The organism is Streptomyces sp. NPDC050704, from assembly GCF_040654355.1.
GTDB lineage: Bacteria > Actinomycetota > Actinomycetes > Streptomycetales > Streptomycetaceae > Streptomyces.
Genome location: NZ_JBFAHW010000107.1, coordinates 14407 through 35400 on the forward strand (window position 1 = coordinate 14407; position 20994 = coordinate 35400).

General features: G+C 70.5%; 14 protein-coding genes. 6 read left to right on the forward strand and 8 right to left on the reverse strand.

The genetic code is table 11. The features are described from left to right. Window positions 1-468 precede the first annotated feature (468 nt). Window positions 469-2421 carry a ricin-type beta-trefoil lectin domain protein gene (locus tag AB0I18_RS40545; RefSeq protein WP_363110775.1) on the forward strand — a complete coding sequence of 651 codons (1953 nt, stop codon included), beginning with the start codon at window positions 469-471 and terminating at the stop codon, window positions 2419-2421. Window positions 2422-2427: 6 nt separating this feature from the next. On the opposite strand, the gene AB0I18_RS40550 is transcribed toward AB0I18_RS40545, so the two are convergent. Next, entirely contained in the window at window positions 2428-4839 is a 2412-nt protein-coding gene (locus tag AB0I18_RS40550) for a SpoIIE family protein phosphatase (protein WP_363110762.1), read from the reverse strand. Between the two features lie 279 nt (window positions 4840-5118). Here AB0I18_RS40550 and AB0I18_RS40555 point away from each other — a divergent pair, with 279 nt between their 5' ends. Continuing rightward, entirely contained in the window at window positions 5119-8229 is a 3111-nt protein-coding gene (locus AB0I18_RS40555) for a glycoside hydrolase family 2 TIM barrel-domain containing protein (RefSeq protein WP_363110763.1), read from the forward strand. Here AB0I18_RS40555 and AB0I18_RS40560 read toward each other — a convergent pair. Then, window positions 8201-9877, reverse strand: a complete 1677-nt coding sequence (locus AB0I18_RS40560) for a cytochrome bc complex cytochrome b subunit (protein WP_363110764.1) — start codon at window positions 9875-9877, stop codon at window positions 8201-8203. The genes AB0I18_RS40555 and AB0I18_RS40560 overlap by 29 nt on opposite strands. After that, window positions 9874-10836: an RNA polymerase sigma factor SigJ gene (gene sigJ, locus AB0I18_RS40565; RefSeq protein ID WP_363110765.1), complete on the reverse strand. Its 963-nt coding sequence runs from the start codon at window positions 10834-10836 to the stop codon at window positions 9874-9876. Before sigJ ends, AB0I18_RS40560 begins: the two co-directional genes overlap by 4 nt. Window positions 10837-11087: 251 nt before the next feature. Here sigJ and AB0I18_RS40570 point away from each other — a divergent pair, with 251 nt between their 5' ends. From AB0I18_RS40570 to AB0I18_RS40580, 3 genes are all read left to right on the forward strand, one after another. Further along, window positions 11088-11330: a hypothetical protein gene (locus AB0I18_RS40570; protein ID WP_363110766.1), complete on the forward strand. Its 243-nt coding sequence runs from the start codon at window positions 11088-11090 to the stop codon at window positions 11328-11330. A gap of 3 nt (window positions 11331-11333) precedes the next feature. Next, a complete protein-coding gene (locus AB0I18_RS40575; protein WP_363110767.1) occupies window positions 11334-11711 on the forward strand; it encodes a toxin Doc in 378 nt (125 codons plus the stop codon). Between the two features lie 633 nt (window positions 11712-12344). Beyond that, window positions 12345-14255, forward strand: coding sequence for an RICIN domain-containing protein (locus AB0I18_RS40580; RefSeq protein WP_363110768.1), 1911 nt, complete (start codon window positions 12345-12347; stop codon window positions 14253-14255). Between the two features lie 49 nt (window positions 14256-14304). Here AB0I18_RS40580 and AB0I18_RS40585 read toward each other — a convergent pair whose 3' ends face one another. The 5 genes from AB0I18_RS40585 to AB0I18_RS40605 form a co-directional block, all read right to left on the reverse strand. Next, window positions 14305-15297, reverse strand: a complete 993-nt coding sequence (locus tag AB0I18_RS40585) for an NAD(P)-dependent oxidoreductase (RefSeq protein ID WP_363110769.1) — start codon at window positions 15295-15297, stop codon at window positions 14305-14307. Further along, window positions 15294-16463: a lactate 2-monooxygenase gene (locus tag AB0I18_RS40590; RefSeq protein ID WP_363110770.1), complete on the reverse strand. Its 1170-nt coding sequence runs from the start codon at window positions 16461-16463 to the stop codon at window positions 15294-15296. The genes AB0I18_RS40585 and AB0I18_RS40590 overlap by 4 nt, the downstream gene beginning before the upstream one ends. A 152-nt stretch (window positions 16464-16615) precedes the next feature. Then, on the reverse strand, window positions 16616-17617 hold the full coding sequence (locus AB0I18_RS40595) for a hypothetical protein (RefSeq protein WP_363110771.1): 1002 nt from the start codon (window positions 17615-17617) through the stop codon (window positions 16616-16618). A 333-nt stretch (window positions 17618-17950) separates the two neighbouring features. Beyond that, window positions 17951-19561: a cytosine permease gene (locus tag AB0I18_RS40600; protein ID WP_363110772.1), complete on the reverse strand. Its 1611-nt coding sequence runs from the start codon at window positions 19559-19561 to the stop codon at window positions 17951-17953. Window positions 19562-19791: 230 nt separating this feature from the next. After that, window positions 19792-20361, reverse strand: a complete 570-nt coding sequence (locus AB0I18_RS40605) for a hypothetical protein (RefSeq protein ID WP_363110773.1) — start codon at window positions 20359-20361, stop codon at window positions 19792-19794. A 318-nt stretch (window positions 20362-20679) separates the two neighbouring features. Between AB0I18_RS40605 and AB0I18_RS40610 the strand changes: the two genes are divergently transcribed. Further along, a partial coding sequence (locus tag AB0I18_RS40610; protein ID WP_363110774.1) for an SSI family serine proteinase inhibitor occupies window positions 20680-20994 on the forward strand: 315 nt, incomplete at its 3' end.

Genomic DNA, 20994 nt, shown 5'->3' on the forward strand with positions numbered 1-20994 from the left:
CCAACGAAATTCGGGGCCCCGTCGGGATCACCACTGATGTCAAATCGGTACTTACTCCAGGTAACTTGGTGGCACGGCATTCCGAATCGCTTGTCGCGCGCTTTGGCTGACGCTTTGTCAACAAGATAGAGGGCCCTTGGGAAATGGGGGTTGAGAGCGTTCTCTTGTTCCGGAGCGGTGTGTTGTGCAAAGGTGCACTTGTCAGCGTGCAGAGAAATTCCGTACCCCTTGGTATGGACTATTTCTGCAGGGCTTTGGAGGAAAGTGCACGTGAGCGACGTCACCCCGTCGAATTCCCCAGTAACCGGCAGCCTGTTCGAAGCGACGGACGAACGGCTCACGGCGGACCTGAAGAAGGGGCCGGGCAAACGGCCGGCCCACTATCCGGCCGGGGAACTGTTGGCCCGGCACTGGGTGGCGGTCTTCTCGTACGCGAGGCTGTGCACGAACGGTGCGCAGTACGCCGGAATGCTGACCACCGCCGCATTCACCCGGCTCTTCGGGGAATCCGTTCGGCAGGCCGGACCGAAGGCGGCATGGCGGCCGCAGTTGCTGGTCACCGTGCGCCGCATCGCGGGCGAATGGGACGCGGACAAACGACGGGAACTGCTGCACCCCGAGCTGCAGTCCGGACCGGACGACGGGGGCCGGGCCGCGGCGCGGCTTCTCCCGCCGGAGAACCGGCGGCTGGTGGCCCGGGCGTTCCAGCGGTTGCCGGAGCCCACGCGCTGCATTCTGTGGCACGCCGAAGTCGAGGCCGAAGACCTCGCGATACCCGCCGGCCTGCTCGGTCTCGCCGTCGAGGACGCCCCCGTGGAACTGGAGCGGGCACGGCAACTCCTGCGCCAGAACTGCCTGGAGATCCATCGCGAAGTCGCCCCCGACGAGGAGTGCCGCCGTTACAGCCGGCTGCTGGACGTGTCGCTCCGGCGCGTCGGCGGCACCGTCGACCCCGATCTGCGGCAGCACGTGGCCGACTGCGCGCACTGCCAGGGCACGGCCGACCAGCTGAACCAGTCCGTCGGCAGGCTGGCCGTCCTGTTGGCCGAGGGCGTGCTCGGGTGGGCGGCACAGCCCTACCTCGAATCCCGGCCCGGCCGCCGGACCGGAATCCAGGAGACGCAGGCGGGCCCGGTCGTGACCACCGACCCCGGTACCGATCCTCACCAGGCCCCTGAACTTCATCCGGGTACCGGCCCCTACCCGGGCACGGGACTTCACCCGGACCACGGTCCTTACGCGGGCACCGGCTCCCGCCCGGGCATGGGGCCCCACCCGGACATGAGGACTCACGGGGCCACCGGCGCGTACCCGGGCGTCGGCTCCCGCCAGGGCACCGGCCGGTACCCGGCGGCCGACCCGAACCCGGTCACCGGCCTCTCTCCGGCCGCCGGCCCGCACCCGACTGCGGCCCCGCCCCGGGGTACCGGTCCTCGCCACGCGGTGCGGCTGCCGCCGCACGCCGACGCCCGCGCCGCCGGGGTGGGGCGGCGCTCCCCGCGCCGCCGACGGAATCTGGCCCTGGCCGTGCTCGCCGTGAGCGGTTCCGTCCTGGTGCCGCTCGGTCTGTGGTCCAGCGGCGGGGACGACGATCGGCGCCCCTCTTCCGCGGACAGCGGGACGTCCGCCGAGGACCCCGGCCTGCCGTCGAGGGTCGACACGGGCGACTCGCAGCCCGCCGCGCTGAGCGGCCGCCTCCGCAATGTCGCGAGCGGTGACTGTGTCGGCATCGCCGAAGGCAAGGCGGCCGAGGGCTCGGAGGCCGTCCTCGCCACCTGCACCTCCTCGCAGCGCCAGCAGTGGTCGTACGAGAGCGACGGCCTGCTGAGAAGCGTGGCCGATTCGGACCTGTGCCTCGACTCCCGGCTCGCCTACTCGGTCCGCCTGGGTCCGTGCGAGGTCGAGAAGGATCAGGACGACGAGGATCAGGCCAAGAAGGATCAGGACAAGAAGGATCAGGCGGGCGTCCACTACGACTTCACCGACGAGGGGAATCTGGTGCCCTTCGGGAAGTCTGACCTCGCGCTTGCGCCCGTCTCGGGTGACGAGGAGACGGGTCTCGTCCTCAAGGCACGTGACGACAGCCCGGCCCAGCGCTGGGAGTTCGACACCTCGGTCGACTCGCTCCAGATGGAGTGGATCACGTCGTACACCAACGGCGACAGAACCGAGCCCGTCCGAAGCGCCCGGCCCGAGCCCACCCGCGCCCCGTCGCCCGAACCGAAGCCCACGCCTTCCGAGGCGTCCCCGACTCCCCGGCCCACGACCCCCACCCCCACGCCCAGTTGGGCGTGCTACGGCTACTACTGCTGGCCCGCCGGGTCCGATGGCGGCGGTGGATACGGCGGCGGATATGGCGGCGGTGGATACGGAGGAGGGTATGGCGGCGGAGGGTACGGGGGAGGGTACGGCGGCCGCTGACGGGCGTCACTCCTCGCCCAGCGTCAGCTCCGCCCAGATCGTCTTGCCCTCGGTGGTGTGGCGGCTGCCCCAGCGCTGAGTGAGCTGGGCGACCAGCAGCAGGCCGCGGCCGCCCTCGTCGAAGATCTTGGCGCGGCGCAGGTGCGGGGCGGTGTGGCTGGAGTCGGAGACCTCGACGATCAGTGTGGTGTCGTCGTGGATGAGCCGCAGCCGGATGGGGCGTTCGCCGTAGCGGATGGCGTTGGTGACGAGTTCGCTGACCACGAGTTCGGTGGTGAACGCCGCCTCGGTGAGCTGCCAGGTGTCCAGCTGCCGGACGACCTGCTTGCGTATCGGGGCGACGAGAGAGGGATCGGCGGGGATGTCCCAGGTCGCCACCTGGGAGGTCGGCAGCCCTTTCGTACGGGCGAGCAGCAGGGCCACGTCGTCGGACGCGCCGGTCGGCGGGAGCAGCGACTGAAGGATGTCGTGGCAGGTCTCGTCGAGGGAACCGCCGGCTCGCGCCAGCGCCTGGCGCAGCAGCCGGTGGCTGTCGTCGAGGTCCCGCTCGCGGCTCTCGATCAGGCCGTCGGTGTAGAGGGCGAGCACGGTGCCCTCGCGGAGTGTGAGTTCGGTCGACTCGAACGGCAGCCCGCCCAGGCCCAGCGGAGGACCGGGCGATACGTCGATCTCCCGGGGCGGGCCGTCCGGCGGGAGCATCATCGGTGGCGGATGGCCGGCCCGGGCGAGAACGCACCGGCGGGTGACCGGGTCGTACACCGCGTACAGGCAGGTGGCGCCGACCTCGCCGGTGGTTCCTTCACCGCCCGCCTCCTCGGAGAGGCGCACGACCAGGTCGTCGAGGTGGGTCAGCAGTTCGTCCGGGGCCAGGTCGATGTCGGCGAGGGTGCGCACGGCGGTCCGCAGCCGTCCCATGGTGGCCGATGCCTGCACTCCGTGGCCGACGACGTCACCGACGACCATGGCGACCCGCATCCCGGACAGCGGGATCACGTCGAACCAGTCGCCGCCGACACCGGCCCGCGCCGCCGGGAGATAGCGCGAGGCCGCCTCGACGGCGGCCGTGCGCGGCAGGGTCCGGGGCAGCAGGCTGCGCTGCAGGGCGATCGCGGTCTCGCGCTCGCGGGAGAAGCGGCGGGCGTTGTCGATGCAGACGGCCGCCCTGGCCGTGACCTCCTCGGCGAGCAGGACGTCGTCGGAGGTGAAGGGTTCGGGGCGCCGGAACCGGGTGAAGACGGCGACGCCCAGCGTCGCGCCCCGGGCCCGGACGGGCACGGACATCGTCGTGTGGATGCCGTACTCCCTGACGCGCTCGCCGCGCACCGGGTCCCAGGCGAGCCACTCCGAGAGCGTGGTCGCGGGATCCGTGGCCACGATGGGCCGGCCGGCCAGCAAGGAGTCGGCCTGCGGCGAGGAGGCGGGGTAGACGTCGACCTGACCCAGCTTGACCACCGCCTCGGGATTGCCGGCGTTCACCGACCGGTGGGCGGCGCGGCGCAGGCTCACGGGGGCGGACAGCGGCCCTGAGTACGGTTCGCCGCCGTGGTCCAGCGGGTCCATGAGATCGACGCTCACGAAGTCGGCCAGCGCGGGCACGCACACGTCGGCCAGCTCCTGAGCCGTACGGGTGACATCCAGGGTGGTGCCGATGCGGATGCTCGCCTCGTTGACGAGCTGGAGGCGCTGTCTGGCCTGGTACTGCTTGGTGAGGTCGTGGGCGGTCATACAGACGCCGCGCACCTTCCCCTCGGCGTCCCTGATCGGCGCGATCCGCGCCAGCCAGGCCTGCGCCCGGTCGTCACTGCCCGCCCGCCCGTACGTCTCCACGTCCTCCCGCCGACCGGAAAGGAGCACCCGGAGCAAGTGCTTCTCCAGCTCCGCGCTCTGGGGTCTGCCGCCGATCTCGGGGACCCGCAGCCCGCGGATGCGCTCCTGCGGGAGGCTGACCTCGTCGGCCATCACCGCGTTGATCCGGTGCAGTCTCAGCCGCTCGTCGTAGACGGCCGTGGCGCAGGGCGACTGTTCCAGGAGCGCGGTGTTCAGGGGATCGTCCGGCGCCCGCCGGTCCTCGCTCTCCAGCGCGGAGACGACGAGCCAGTCGCTGCGGTCGCCGAGCTCGGGTCGCCGCCGGTGCGCGAGCAGCCACACATCGAGGGTCCGGCCGTCCCGGTGAAGCAGTGCCAGACCGCCGCTCCAGCGATTGTCGGCCGACGAGGGCCGTACGAACTCGGCGTCCGGCGCCAGCAGGTCGGCCGCGGGGCGGCCCACGACGTCGGCCGACGCATGGCCGAGCAGACGCCGGGCGCCTTCGCTCCACTCGACGAGAACGCCGTCGCCGTCGATGACGGCCCGTGCCGTGGCGGTCTCGTCGAACGGATAGCCCGGGCCGTCGCCCGCTGTTTCGTTGTGGCTCGCCATCGACGCCACTCCATTTGCGCACACTCACCGTGACAGGTGCGTCACTTGGGTTCCAGCGTAGTGCGTCGAGGTCCTCCGCACATGGCACACCGGCCCGGCACACGGACACCGGCCGCGTTCCCGGGTCCCACCGCCACCGTGGGATTCAAGCCGTTGTGACGCGAGGGACGGAAAGCGCTTACCGGAGTCTTGACGCTCATGTGTGTCACACCGTCAGAATCTGTTAGTTCCTGGACAGTTGTGAGCGAACGTGGGCTCTTGACGAGAAGGAAGACCGCCATGACGGTGACTCGCAGGTCGGTACTGATCGCAGGCACAGCGGCTCCGGTGGTCCTCACGGGCACCTCCGGCGCAGGGGCCGCCGAACAGGCCGCGCCCCGGGCCCGCGCCGCCACCGGAGGGCGGACCGTACCGCTGCGCGACGGCTGGCGCTTCGCGCTCGTCAACCCGTCCGGCATCACCGACCCCACCGGCGCGTACGCCCGGGCCGCGGAGCCCGACTACGACGACTCGAAGTGGCGTCGGATCGCCGTGCCGCACGACTGGAGCATCGAACTCACCCCCACCACCGAGCACAGCACCACCAGCGGCACCGGCTTCCTCCCCGGCGGCCTCGGCTGGTACCGCCTCGCCTTCACCCTGCCGCGTGCCTACGAGGGGAAGCGGATCTCGGTCGAGTTCGACGGCGTCTACATGGACTCGTACGTCTACTGCAACGGCAAGCTCGTCGGCCAACACCCCTACGGCTACACGGGGTTCGCCCTCGACCTCACCGACGAGCTGCACACGGACGGCACCACCCCCAATGTCATCGCCGTCAAGATCCAGAACCAACTCCCCAGCAGCCGCTGGTACTCGGGCAGCGGGATCTACCGCGAAGCCCGCCTGGTTGTCACCGAGCCGGTGCACGTCGAGCGGTGGGGGACGGATGTGACGACCCCGGAGATCGGCAGGGACAGCGCGCTCGTACGGGTGCGGACGAGCGTCGTGAACGCGTCGGGCACCGCGAGACAGGTCGAGGTCAGATCCGCGGTCGTCGACCCCGAGGGTCGTACGGTGGCCCGGGAGACGACCACGATCGAGGTCGGGGACACGGGCACCGAGACCCACCAACTGGCCGTGAGAAAACCGAAGGTGTGGTCCTTCGACACCCCGCACCGGTACACCCTGCTGACCGAACTCCGCGTCGGCGGCCGGACCGCCGACACCTACCGCACCCCCTTCGGTATCCGGCACGTCGTGCTCGACCCCGACGACGGAATGACCCTCAACGGCGTCCCCGTCAAACTCCGCGGCGTCAACCTCCACCACGACCTCGGCGCGCTCGGCGCCGCCGTGAGCGCGGACGCCGTGGAGCGGCAGTTGGTCATCATGCGGAGCATGGGCGTCAACGCCCTGCGCACCGCGCACAATCCGCCCGCACCCGAGGTCATCGAGGCCTGCGAGCGGCTCGGCATCGTGATGATCGTGGAGGCCTTCGACTGCTGGCGGCGCGGCAAGAACAGGTACGACTACGGCCGCTTCTTCGACGAGTGGTCCGACCGGGACATCGGGGAGATGGTGCTGGCTGCCCGCAACTCGCCGGCCGTCATCATGTGGTCCATCGGCAACGAGATCCCCGACTCGACCTCGACCGCCGGTCTCGCCATGGCCGACCGGCTCATCGACGACGTACGACGACTCGACCCGGCCCGGCCGATCGTGATCGGCTCCGACAAGTACCGCAGCCTGCCGGCCGTCGGCTCGGCGGCCGACCTGATGCTCGCCAAGATCGACGGGCTCGGCCTCAACTACAACACCGCCGCCTCGGTCGACGCCCTGCACGCCCGCTATCCGCACCTCTTCCTCTTTGAGTCGGAGTCCTCGTCCGAGACCTCCACCCGGGGGACGTACCAGGAGCCGGAGCACCTCAACACGGGTGAGAACTACACGCCGGGCAGGCGCGCGACGTCCTCGTACGACAACAACCTCGCCTCCTGGACGATGAGCGGCGAATACGGGCTGAAGAAGGACCGGGACCGGAAGTGGTTCACCGGCGAGTTCCTGTGGTCGGGGATCGACTACATCGGGGAGCCGACGCCCTACGACGTGTTCCCTGTGAAGGCGTCCTTCTTCGGTGCGGTGGACACGGCCGGCTTCCCCAAGGACATGTACCACCTCTTCAAGAGCCAGTGGACCGACCAACCCATGGTCCACCTGCTCCCTATGGACTGGACCGACCACCGGCCGGGCGACACCGTGGAGGTCTGGGCCTACTCCAACGTGGAGACGGTCGAGCTCTACCTCAACGGAAAGTCGCTGGGCACAAGGAAGTTCGACGAGAAGAAGACCACCGACGGACGTGCCTATCTGGAGACCACCGAGGCGACCGGGGACGACAAGACCGTCACCGGCGGTCCCTGGCCCGGCAGTTACACCAGTCCGAACGGCAGCGCGGGCAAGCTGCACCTCACCTGGAAGGTGCCGTTCGCGCCTGGCGAGCTGAAGGCGGTGGCCCGGCGTGACGGCAGGACCGTGGCCACGGATGTCCTGCGCACCGCCGGGAAGCCGCACGCGCTGCGCCTCACGGCCGACCGCAAGTCCCTTGCGGCCGACGGCCGTTCCCTGTGCTTCGTGACCGCGGAGGTGGTCGACGCCCGTGGCGTGATCGTGCCCGGCGCCGACCACTCCATCGCCTTCGAGGCCGACGGCGGATCACTCGCCGGGCTCGACAACGGCCGTGAGGAGAGCGCCGAGCGCTACCAGGCGAGCACCCGAACGGCCTTCCACGGAAAGGCCCTCGCGATCGTCCGCTCCGGCACCGGGGCCGGCAGGCTCACGGTCCGGGCGCGCTCGGCGGGACTGCGGACGGCGACCGTGACCGTACGCACCACCGTCGCGCGCTCGAAAGTCGTGACCCCAGCGGCCGACTTTGCTCCCGACCCGGGTCCGGGTGCCCCGAACTACCCGCTGGCCGAAGCCAGTTACTCGGGCCGCCCGGACACGCTGCCCGCCGCGATGGTCGACGGCGACCCGGCCACCGGCTGGTCCAACGCCTTCTACAAGGCGGCCACACCGCTGCTCCCCGCCTTCAACGGCGCACGCGAGGAGGACTGGGTGTCCGTCGAGTGGGCCCGTGCCCGCGCCTTCGACCGGGTCGAGGTCTCCTTCACCGTGGACGCGACGACACACGCCCTGCCCGCCACGGTCGAGGTCGCGTACTGGGACGGCCACCGCTACCGGCCCGTGAAGGGCGCCGAGACCGACTGGGCCACCGCGTCCGACGCACCGACGGTGATCACCTTCGACGCCGTACGCGGCAGTCGGCTCCGGCTCACCATGACGAGCCGCTACCCGGACGAGGCCCGGGGCGCCCTGCGGATCAGCCGTCTGGAGGTCCCGGCTCGCTGACCCGGTGGGCTTCCTGGTGTGCCTCGTACTCCTCGGCCGTCGGCTTGGCCACCTGCGTCCCGTCGCCGTACAGCCCGCGGGACAGCAGGACCCGCAGGCGCCGGGCCCGGCCGTCCGGGCCCGGCACGCCGTTCGCGTCCCGCGCCGGGCCGAGTTCGAGCGGCCGCGGCTGCTCGTGCCGGGTGAGGGTGTGCAGCTCGGCGGCGGAGAGCGGCTTGTGCACCTCGACGAACTCACCGTGCGGCAGGCGCTTGATGACGCCGGTCTCGCGGCCGTGCAACACCAGCTCGCGGTCCCGGCGTTGGAGACCGAGGCAGATGCGCCGGGTCGCGACGAAGACGAGGACCGGGACGACGAAGACGGCGATCCGGACCGCCCAGGTGACCGTGTTGATCGACAGATGGAAGCGGGTGGCCACGATGTCGTTGCCGCCGCCCGCGAGCAGGATGAGGTAGACGCTGATCCATGCGGTGCCGATGGACGTGCGGATCGGCCGGTTGCGCGGCCGGTCCAGCAGATGGTGCTCGCGCTTGTCGCCGGTGATCCACGATTCCAGGAACGGATAGACGCCGATGAAGAGCAGGAGGAGCGGGAAGACCACGATCGGGATCAGCACGCCGAGGACCAGGGTGTGACCGGCGACGTTGATCTCCCAGCCCGGCATGATGCGTACCAGGCCCTCCGCGAAGCCCAGATACCAGTCAGGTTGGGCTCCCGTGGACACCTGGTCGGCGCGATAAGGGCCGTACGCCCAGACCGGGTTGATCGTCGCGATCGCCGAGATGAGCGCGATCACTCCGAAGACGAGGAAGAAGAAACCGCCCGCCTTGGCCATGTAGACCGGCATGAACGGCGCGCCCACGACGTTCCGTTCGGTCTTCCCCGGCCCGGGGAACTGTGTGTGCTTGTGGTAGAAGACCAGGATCAGATGGGCGACCAGCAGGGCCGCCATGATCCCGGGAATCACCAGGATGTGCAGGGAGTAGAAGCGGGCGATGATGTCGTGCCCGGGGAACTCGCCGCCGAAGATGAAAAACGACAGATACGTCCCGATGACCGGCACCGACAGGATCGCCCCGTCCACGAACCGCATCCCGGTGCCGGACAGCAGATCGTCCGGCAGCGAGTAGCCGAAGAGCCCCTCGAACAGGCCGAGGAACAGCAGCGTCCAGCCGAACAGCCAGTTGACCTCACGGGGCTTGCGGAACGAGCCCGTGAAGAAGTGCCGCATCATGTGCATGAGCATCCCGGCGATGAAGATCAACGCCGCCCAGTGGTGCATCTGCCGGATCAGCAGGCCGCCCCGCACGTCGAAGCTGATGTCCAGCGTCGAGGCATACGCCTCCGACATCCGCACGCCGTTCAGTGGGACATAACTGCCGTTGTACATCACCTCGTTCATCGAGGGATGGAAGAACAGCGTCAGATAGACGCCGGTCAGGATCAGTACGACGAAGCTCCAGAGGCAGATCTCCCCGAGCAGGAACGACCAGTGGTCCGGGAAGACCTTGCGCAGATACCGCCTGCCCAGGGTGTGGGTGCCGAGCCGGCCGTCGAACCAGTCGGCCACGCGCTGCCCGGACGACGCCTCCTGGTCCGTACGCCGCCCGGCGGGCGCCTCGGCGGCAGGTCGTTCGGTGGCCGTCATGCGGCTCCCTCCTCGTTCTCGGTCTTGCCGGTCCCGCCCTTGTGCAGGTGCGTGAGCTTGTCGGGGTTGGACACGATGTAGACGCCGGATACCCGGTCGCCCTCCGGGGTGAGGTCCATGACCATGACGGCGTACGGCGCCCCGCCCTCGAAGATCACCGCGGAGTCGTCGCCGTTGACCCGGCGGTAGCGGATGTCGAGGTGTGTCTCGCGGCGCGTCGCGAAACCGGCCAGCATGCGGGCCACCTTGTCCCGGCCGTGCACCGGCCGCAGCCCCGCCGCACGGCGGTTGCCGCCGCCGTCGGTCCACACCGTCACGTCCGGCGCGAGGATCTCCATCAGCGCGCCGATGTCCCCGCCGAGCGCGGCCGCCACGAACCGTTCCGTCGCCTCCCTCCGCACCCGTGGATGGGCCTCGTACAGCGGGCGCCGGGCGTGCACGTGCCCGCGGGCCCGATGCGCGAGCTGGCGTACCGCCGCGGGGCTGCGGCCGATGACCTCCGCGATCTCCGTGTGGGCGTAGCCGAACACCTCGTTGAGGACGAACACCGCCCGTTCCAGCGGCGTGAGGGACTCCAGGACCACGAGCATCGCCAGTGAGACCGACTCCGCGCGCAGGGTGTGGCCTGCGGAGTCGTCGGGGCCGGGCTCGTCGAGCAGGGGATCCGGGAGCCACGCACCCACGTACGTCTCGCGGCGGCGGGTCAGGGCGGCGCGCCGCCCGAGCGCGTGGTTCACCGCGATGCGGACCAGATAGGCGCGCGGGTTGTCGATCCCGTCGATCCCGTCGAGAGGGGAACGACGGGCGCGGCCCGACCACGACACCCAGGTGTCCTGGAGCACGTCCTCGGTGTCGGCGACGCTCCCGAGGATGTTGTAGACGATCGCGAACAGCAGCTCGCGGTGGTCGACGAACACCTGTGTAGCGGTGTCGGCCCCGGACGCCGTGCTTTCGGACATTGCCTGCCTCCCGTGTGGTGCGCTCACCACTGCGAGGCCCGAAGGGGGTCCGAATGTGACATCCTGGCGGCGAAATGTGACGTACGTCTCACGCGAAGATCCCGGCGTCACGCCGTGGCGACCCCGGGACCGGGGCGGCGGCCGTTCGGGCGGGTACCGACTCGATGGGATCCGCGCTCTCAGGTACCGCCGGGCAGGGCATCTGACCTGCAAGTATTTACGAGTAAGTACCTGAGCGGTACCGTGAGGGTATGCCAGCTCTCAACGTGGAATTCAGCGAGCGCGAGCTCGAGGATCTGCGGCAGATCGCCAAGGAGCGCGGTACGTCGATGAAGGCCCTGGTTCGTGAGGCGGCCGCGGCCGACATCGTGCGGCACCGAGCACTGCAGGAAGGCGCGGACGTCTTCCGCCGGTTCTTCGCGGCGCACGCGGACGAGTTCGCCGCGGCCTTTCCGGAGGACGAACCCACCAAGGGCGAGGGGCGGGCCGCCTGACCCATGGCCTCCGTCATCCATATCGACGTGCCCTGGCTGCTCCAGCGGCACGAAGAGGTCCTGCCCGACCAGCCGACCGTCAACGACTTCTCCGTGCTCGTCGCGGCCGTGGCCCGGCACCGGGTGGATCCGCCCCGGCTCGGCGTGGACTCGGACCCGGCATGGCGCGCCGCGGCGCTGCTGCACACGCTGGCGCTGCTGAAGCCGCTTCCCTCCGCCAACGCCCGCTTCGCCTGCGCGACGGCGGTCTCGTACATGTTCGTGAGCGGTGTCGGAATCGACCCTCCGTATGGCGCCCTCGTCGACCTCGCCCGCGATCTGATGTCCGGAAAGGCGGACGTCTTCGCGGCGGCCGACCGGCTGCGTTCCTGGCAGATCTGAGCCACGCCGCGACTCGCCGCGGGGCCGATCCGTCGCCGTCGCGGTCCGAACGCGTGGTCGCGGTCCAAAAACACGCGCGGGTCCACCGGCGCCGCCGCGCGGGCCGACCCGCCCTCGGGGCCGCCGACCGAGGGCGGGAGGATCGGGGTCGGCGGCCGGTTTCGCGCGGGAGAGCCGCCGTCCGGCGCGGGGCCTTCGAGGAGGGCCGGTACCAGTGCACTGCGGAGTTCCGTGCGCCGGGAGCGTGCGAGGGGCACCGGCGTGTGCACGCGGTTCACACGGGGCGCATGACATTTCGAAAGCCGGTGCGACCTGAGCCCGTTCGCCGATGCCGGTGCTGACTTTCCTTCAGTGCGCAGATGTTGCTCAAGTCGCTCAAGTGCCTTGTTGGGTGTGAGAGTTTTGTGCAAGGGTGAACTTCCTCGCACATGGCCAAAGGCCAGGTCTGATTCGCTACTCGGGATTTCATCGCGCCGCCGGGCCCAAAAGGCTCTCGGTCGACGGTCATCGAGGGGTCGACGTCCCGGCCGTTTTACCGTGCGCCAAGCCAAAAAGGTATGCACCAACCAGGAGCTCCTTTTCGGCGGTCAGAACTCCTGTGTGCCACCTTGTGCCTTGGAAGGAAACCGCTCAGTGCACACCCCCCACCCGCCCCGTCCCTCATTTCCGCCTCGCGCCGCTCCCACTCCCACTGCCACTCCCGGGGAATCCGACGAGAGCCTCGCGGCTCTCCTGCGGGCGCAGCCGGAGGGCGAGCTCACCCACTCCGTCGCGCTGCTCCTCGCGCGGCACTGGCAGCCGACGCATGACTACGCGGTCATCTGCCTGGCTTCCTCGGCGAACGTCGCCTCGATGGTCACGGCCGCCGCCTTCCAGCAGGTCCTGGAGCGCCTCAGACGCGCCGGGTCCGCCGTCGCGCTGCGGCCCCAACTCCTGGTGGCGGTACGGGACACGGTCAAGGCATGGTCCGCGGAGGACCGCATATCCGCGGTGCTGCCCGATCTCCGGAAACCCGCCGGCGGCCGCGGTATGCGGGCGACGAAGTCCATGACGCCGGAAAATCGCAAGCTCGCCGAGCGGTCATTCGAGGCACTCCCGGGACTCGCCCAGTGCGTGCTGTGGCACACCGAGGTCGAGGGTGAGCACATATCCGTACCAGCCGGTCTGTTGGGCATGGATCCCGACATGGCGTCGGCCGCACTCGAGCAGGCGCGCGAGCAATTCCGGGAGGGCTGTGTACGGGCCCACCGTGAACTCGCGCCGAACAAGGATTGCCGCCACTACAACCGTCTGCTGGATGTTCCGATTCGGCGCGGCGGCGCCTTGCTCCCCGATGTGCAGCAACATCTGTTGGTGTGTCGTTTCTGCCGTTACGCCGCCGAGCAGCTCAGCCATTTCGAGAGCGGTCTCGGCGGTCTCGGGGGGCTGCTCGCCGAAGCGGTCCTTGGCTGGGGTGCCCGCCGCTATCTCGACTCACGGCCGGGCCGCGGCCACTCGGCGGCCCGCCCCGGCCGGTACAACGGCCGGCGCCCGGGCGGCGGCGGCCGCCCTCGGCTGCTGTCCCAGCTCTCCGCGAGACGGGGCGGCCGACACTCCTCGCCGGGCCAGCGGCACTCGAAGGCCCTCCTGACCGGAGCGGGCCTGGTCTCGGCGGCGCTGCTCGCCACCGTCCTGATCTCCACCCTGTCGTCGCAGGACGACGGTGGCGCCGACCCCTCGGCCTCGGCCGGTGCCTCCGGCAGCCTCACTCCCAGCCCGGGCGGCCAGGCCCCGCCCGCCAGGTCCTCGTCCCCGCCCGACTCGACCGGACTCCCCACGGCTCCCTTCCAGACCCGGCTGCGCAACCTCGCCGCGGATCTCTGCCTCGACATCAAGGACGGCAGGGCGAAGTCGGGTACCGGGACCAGGCTGGCGGAGTGCTCCACGGCCCGGACCCAGCAGTGGTCGTACGAGGAGGACGGACTCCTGCGCAGCGTCGCCGACCCCGAGCTGTGCCTGGACTCCCACGTGGACGCGGGGGTGGTCGTCCTCGGTCCCTGCGCCGCCCCGTCCGCCAAGCGGGGAGACGACGTCCGCTACGACCTCACCGTGCAGGGCGAGTTGCTGCCGCGCTGGCGGGAGGGGCTGGCCGTCGCCCCCTCCTCCAACGACCCGGACGCGGAGGTGGTGGCGAAGATCCGCGACAGGTCGGACGAGCAGCGCTGGCTGACCGACATCACGCCGACGGCCAGCCCCGAGTCCCTGTCGATCGCCGGAACGGGTGCGCCGTCCGGCCGGCCGGTCAGCGACCCGCCGCCCGGCGGCACGAACACCGGCACGGACACTGGCACGAACACCGGCTCGGACTCGGGCTCGGACTGCCGGGAACCGGCGTGCGACCCGAAGCCGTCGGCCGAGGAGTCCAGGACGCCTCCGGCGCCGACTCCGGCCGACTCGGGGCCCTACACGGAGCGGCGCGCCGAGAACGTCGGCGAATCCGAACCGCCGCCCGCCGTGCCGCTGCTTCTCAACGTCCCCGAGGTGATCACGGTCCTCGGTCTCTGACCGAGGACCTCACGAGACGCCGGGAAGCCCACGGGGGACACCGAGGGCCCTACGAGACGACGTCCCGCGGTGGCTTGCCCGCCAGGAACTCGGCGACGTTCTGGACGGCGGCCACCGCGATCCGGACGAGCGTCTCGCGGGTGACACCGGCGACGTGCGGCGAGAGCACGACGTTCGGAGCCTTGAGCAGGCGCAGGTCCGGCGAGGGCGGTTCGGGGTCGAAGACGTCGATGCCCGCCCCGGCCAGGGCGCCCGACCGGAGGGCGTCGGCCAGGGCGTCCTGGTCGATCAGGGCGCCGCGCGCGGTGTTGACCACGAACGCGGTCGGTTTGAGCAGCGCGAGCTTCCCGGCGTCGAGGAGATGGCGGGTCGTGTCGTTGAGCGGCGCGTGCAGCGTGACGTAGTCGGAGGTACGCAGCAACTCGTCGAGGTCGACATGACGGGCGCCGCCGAGCCGGGCCTCGGTCTGGGCGCCGACGGACCGCGGACCCGCGTACAGGACGGTCATGTCGAACGCGACCGCGCGGCGGGCGACCTCCTTGCCGATGTGGCCGAGCCCGATCACACCGAGGGTCTTGCCGGACAGCTCGGTGATGGAGCGCTGGAGCCGCGGCAGCGCCCAGTCGGCTTCGACGAGCGCGGTGTGCGCCGGTATCAACTGTTTGGCCAGGGCGAGCATCAGGGCGAAGGTCTGCTCGGCGACGTTCTGCGTCTCGGCGCCGCTGGAGCCGATGTTGCAGACGGGGACGTTCCGCGCGCGGGCGGCCGCGACGTCCACGTAGTCGAAGCCGTGACTGGCGCACTGGACCAGCCGCAACTCCGGTGCCATCGCGAGGTGCTCGGCGGTGACCGGGCCGAGGGCGGTGATGACGACGTTCGCCCCGCGCAGCGCGGCGGGGTCCTCGTCGGCCGTCTCGACGACGGTGACGCGGGTCTCCCCGGGGAACAGCGTGGCGAGACCCGCTCCGATCGAACGACCGCCCACATGGGGTGAGATGACGGCCAGGACGTTCTCGACCGCGGGGGAGGAGTGCGGGGTCATGCGAGCTCCTCGGCGAGGTCGTCGGGGCCGAGGGTCGCCGGGCCCGAGTGTCCCGACAAGGCGAGGGTGAGGTCGAGTTCGGCGAGCAGGCAGCGGATGACGTGCTCGACGCCGGCCTGCCCGTCGAGGCCGAGGCCATAGGCATAGGGACGCCCGACGAGCACCGCCTCGGCGCCCAGCGCGAGCGCCTTGAAGATGTCGTCGCCGGTGCGGATCCCGCTGTCGAAGAGGACGGTGAGCCGGTCGCCGGCGGCCTCGACCACCTTGGGCAGCGCGTCGGCGGCGCCGACGGCCCCGGCGACCTGGCGGCCGCCGTGGTTGGAGACGACCACGCCGTCCATCCCGGCGGTGACGGCCCGGCGGGCGTCGTCCGGATGCAGGACGCCCTTGAGCACGATCGGACCGTCCCAGTTCTCGCGCAGGAACTCCAGATCCGGCCAGGTCTTCGCGGGATCCGCGAACATCCCCACGAAGTGCATGACCGCCGCGTTCGGATCCTCGTGCACCGGCTTGGCCAGGCCCGCCAGGAACGCCGGGTCGGAGAAGTAGTTCGCCGTTCCCACCCCGTGCAGGAACGGCAGATACGCCTGGTCCAGATCGCGCGGCCGCCAGGCGAGCAACGGCGTGTCCAGCGTGACGAACAGCGTGCTGTACCCGGCCGCCTTCGCCCGGGTCAGGAAGCTCCTCGTGACCTCGCGGTCCTTCGCCCAGTACAGCTGGAACCAGCGCTCCCCGTCGCCCATGACCTGTGCGACGTCCTCCATGGTGGTGCTGGAGGCCGAGGACAGGATGTACGGCACTCCCTGCGCGGCGGCGGCCCGGGCGGCGGCGGACTCGGCGTCCGGGTGCATGATCGACAGGACGCCGACCGGCGCGAGCGCGAGGGGTGCGGGCAGGGAACGCCCCAACACCTCGACGGACAGGTCGCGTTCGTGCACGTCACGGAGCATGCGCGGCACGATCCGGCGCCGGTCGAGTGCCTCCCGGTTGGCCCGCGCCGTACTGCCGGTGCCGGCGCTGCCCGCCACATAGCCCACCGGGCCGGGACCGAGCCGCTGCTCGGTCAGTTCCTCCAGCCGCGTCAGATCGGTGGGCAGCCGGGGCACCGCACCCGTCATGCCGTTCAGATAGATCTCGTACTGGAAGTCCGCCCAGTGCTTCGTCATCCGTACGTTCCGCCTCTCGCCCGTGAGACCGCGTCGTGCCGACCGTGCTGTTCCCGACCGCGCTGTTCCGACCGCGCTGTTCCTGCGACGATCCTGGCGACCGGAACAAGATCCGTCCACCGTGGACGCGCGGATCCCGCGAGCGGTCGGGCTCAGGAGGCGAACGAGACGCGTACGGCGACCAGTTCGCCCGCCGGACCGAGCTCCGCGGACACCGGGAACCAGCCGTCGCCCTGGCCGGTCATCGTGCACAGCATGCGTGCGCCGCCCACCTCGACGGTCCCCGCGTCGACAGCGGAGGCCCGTACCTCGCGCATGACCTGCCAGTGGTGGGAGTGCGGGCGGAAGTCCACCATCAGACGCCGTCGCGGATCGGCGTCCTTCCAGTCGAAGAGCGCGCAGGCCCGGCGCATCGCCTCGGGCACCGACAGACCGGTCCAGCCGCGGAGCCCGTCCTCGCCGGGCTCGCCCAGTGCGGGAGCCGCGAACTCCGCCGCCGCTTCCTCCTCGGCGGCGCCCCAGAAGGCGACGTCGGCCAGTCCGTCCACGGGTTCGTCGTGCTGCCAGTCGCTCAGTGCGTCGGCGTCGCCGAAGAGCAGGCGGGCCCAGTCGACGCGGATGCTGCCGAGCTCCACGGTCTTGGCCGCGGGGGCCGGCTCGACCGGGATCACGATGCCGGCGCCGGACGCCAGCACGGGCAGTGCCCGCTCGCGCGGAAGCCCGCCCAGCGCCGCGACCGGCACCCCGTGCATCAGAAAGCAGCCGCCGCCCCGCGCCGAGCACCGCCGCACCCGCTCGCGGTGCGGGACCCGTTGGGCGCAGGCCTCCAGCCGGGCGTCGAGGCCGTGTTCGCGGCAGTGCGTGTCGAAGAGCTCGGCCAGCCGTGCCACTCCGGAGGCCGGGATGTCGTGGAGGACCCGGCCGGGCTGCCGGTCGAAGGAGTGGGCCGCGGTGTCGGCGTCCGGTCCGCGGATCGCGAAGTCGGTCGCGGCGGCCACATCGGCGGCGACCGCCGGATCCCGCACACCGAACGCCCCCGGATCCACCTGCGCCGGCGAACGCTCACCGCTCCACATGCCCAGGTGGCCACCGTCGACGACCACCAACTCACCGGACGGGCAGGTGATCTCGCCCAGCTCGTAGATCTCTCCCATGGCGGGGCAGTCTACGAAGCCCCTCTTCCCGGCAACCCGCTGTCGCGGTCACTGTCCGGATTTCGCCGTCAGGAGCTCGCTGGGGCCCTAGGGCCTGTCGTCAAATTCCCGCCTGCCGGGCGACGCCATGCACGCTCCCCCACTGCCTTAAGGGCGTGGGAGGTGCCCCCACTCGCCGCACCGAGCACAGACCCAAGTACGTCCAGTACGAGGGTCTGCGCCCGGCACGCCGAGAGCACGCTCCCCCACTCTCGACTTCGCTCGACCGGGGGGACCCCCATGACGCCGCCCGGCCCGCCCTCCGGGCGGACGACGGGAGTTTGACGACAGGCCCTAGACCACCGGCACCCGCCGGCCCTCGTCGGCCTCGGTGCCCGGCCCGGTGATCTCCGGGACCGGCACGTCGACGGTACGGACCAGCCGGGCGCCCTGCGGCCCGTACACGGCCCGTGGCTCGGGGAAGAGCCACAGCAGTGTCAGGAACAGGACGGCGGAGACGGTCAGCGAGAGCGGCAGGCCGATGTCGATGCCGTCGGCCAGATCGCCGAGCGGGCCGACGAACTGGCCGGGGATGTTGGTGAAGAGGACACCGATGACGGCGGAGACCCACCAGGCGGTCAGGCCGCGCCAGTTCCAGCCGTGCGCGAACCAGTAACGGCCGCCGCGCTGGCGCCGGTTGAAGACCTGGAGGGCATCGGGGTCGTACCAGCCGCGCCGGGTGAGGAAGCCCAGCATCATCACGACCATCCACGGCGTCGTACACGTGATGATCATCGTGGCGAACGTCGAGATGCTCTGTACGAGGTTGAACCCGAAGCGTCCGACGAAGATGAAGGCGATGGACAGCATCCCGATCAGCACAGTGGCCTGTACCCGGGAGAGACGCGGGAACACGGACGAGAAGTCGAGCCCGGTCCCGTACAGCGCTGTCGTGCCCGTCGACATGCCGCCGATCAGCGCGATCAGGCACACCGGCAGGAAGAACCAGCTCGGTGAGACGGCCAGCAGACCGCCCACGAAGTCGGGTGCCGCGGGATCGACGTACTTCGGGGCCTGGGTCGCGATGATGCTCGCGGTCGCCAGTCCGAAGACGAACGGCACCAGGGTCGCGATCTGCGACAGGAACGCGGCTCCGATCACCCTGCGGTGCGGCGTGCTCGCCGGGATGTAGCGCGACCAGTCGCCGAGGAACGCGCCGAAGGACACCGGGTTCGACAGCACGATCAGCGCGGAGCCGATGAACGACGGCCAGAACAGGTCCCGCGTCGCCGCATCCGCGGAGTCGGTGAAGATGCCTGCGTACGAGGGGTCGAAGTCCCCGGCGAAGGCCACCGCGCCGAGCAGGAACAGCACGGTCGCCGAGACCACCGCGATCTTGTTGACGAACAGCATGAAGCGGAACCCGTACACGCACACCACGAGCACCAGACCGGCGAACAGCGCGTACGCGACGACGTACGACAGGTCGCCGCGCGCCAGGCCGAAGAGCCGGTGCGCGCCGCCGACCAGCGCGTCGCCCGAACTCCACACCGAGAGGGAGAAGAACGCGACCGCCGTGAGCAGCGACAGGAACGAGCCGATGACACGGCCGTGCACACCCAGGTGGGCGGAGGAGGAGACGGCGTTGTTGGTGCCGTTGACCGGCCCGAAGACAGCCATCGGACACAGGATCAGCGCACCCGCGAGCACCCCGAGAAGCGTCGCCGCGAGCCCCTGCCAGAAGGACAGGCCGAAGAGGATCGGGAAGGCCCCGAGGACACACGTCGAGAACGTGTTGGCACCGCCGAAGGCGAGCCGGAAGAGATCGAGAGGGCTCGCGCCGCGGTCCGCGTCGGGGATCCGCTCGACACCGTACGGCTCGATCTCGGTGAGCGACGGCGGGGGAGCGGCGGCGGAGTTCTCGGGCGAGGAGGGTGCGGGGCGCGAGGAGGGCGACGGGGACAAGGGGGCTCCAGCGAAGTACCGATACCCCGGAGGGCGGGGACCGCGCGGTGACGCGGGAGTCGAACGGCGTGTCGCTGTCGCAGGGGTACGCGGAGCGCGGGGAGGCCGTCCCTTGGTGCGGTGGTCTGCCGACGTTATGGGGCAGGCCGCGGGCCGCACCAGTGGACGAACCATCCATCTATGTGGTCACGAGTGGACGAATGCGCCACCGTTTCCCGTGCGTTGGCGTTTCAGTCGTCGCTTGAGTTGTCGTTCGGGGTGTCCTCGGGTTCGTGGGCCGGTGAGTCGGGTCCCTGTGCGCGCACGCGCTGGACATGCTCCAGGGAGTCCCTCAGCTCGGTGAGCCAGTCGTCCGCGTGGCGCTCGACGAGTCGTACGCACCAGGCGAGCGCCTCGCTACGGCTGCGGGCCACACCGGCGGCGATCAGAGTGTCAAGCACCTGCCGCTGGGGCTGTCGGAGCCGGGTCATGACGGGCGCGGCGACGTGCGTGAACAGAGCGAGCTCGGCCCCGCACTCCACCCCCCAGGAGACCTTCTTGCCGAAGCGGTGCTCGGCCTCGCGGGCCACGGCGACCCGGGCATCGCGGGTGCGCTCCCTGAACTCCTGGACGCGGGACCCGACAGCCGCCTTCCGCTCGGCGTCCGAAGCGCCCTCGGCGAGCCGGGGCTCGGGTATGCGGCCGATGACGGTGATCTCCTCGCGGTCGACCGTCAACTCGCTGAGGTTCTCGAAGAGATCGTCGGGCAGGCGGCCGGCGAACCAGCCGCGCAGCTTCTCGTGCTGTTCCGTTGTAATCATGTAATGACGATTACTCGCTTCCGGCGTGGAGGCAAGGGCCGCGGCCTCAGCTGAAAGCGGAATGTTTCAGGACTATTGCCGAGCAGTACATATCCGGCCAGCGTGTCAATTCGGGGGCGCGGGGCCCGCTCGGTTCCCGGGTGTGTGCGTTCGAATTCCGTTACTTCACGCCACTGATTCAATACGCAAGGTTACTGAAACGCGTGGGGTCGATGTGAGTTTCCGTCCCGGACTCGGCAGACTCGCGCTCGCCGAACCCGCCGGACCGGCACTCGACCGAGCCGGTCCGGCAACCGACCGAGCGGAAGGATGCACACAATGCCGAACACCGCGCGTTGGGCAGCGACGATCACACTGACGGCCACCGCCGTCTGCGGACCCCTCACCGGAACCGCCCTCGCCGCCCCCTCGCCGACCGCGCTCTACGCCCCCTCGTCCCTGGTGTTCACCGTGGGCCACGGTGAAAGCGCGGCAGCCGTCACTCCCGAACGCGCGGTCACCCTGACCTGTGCGCCGACCGCCTCGGGCACCCACCCGGCAGCGGCGCCGGCCTGCGCCGAACTGCGGGCGCCGGAGCACCCGAGTGACCCTTCACCGGACACCGCACCGGAAGTCACCGACCCGTCCGGCACG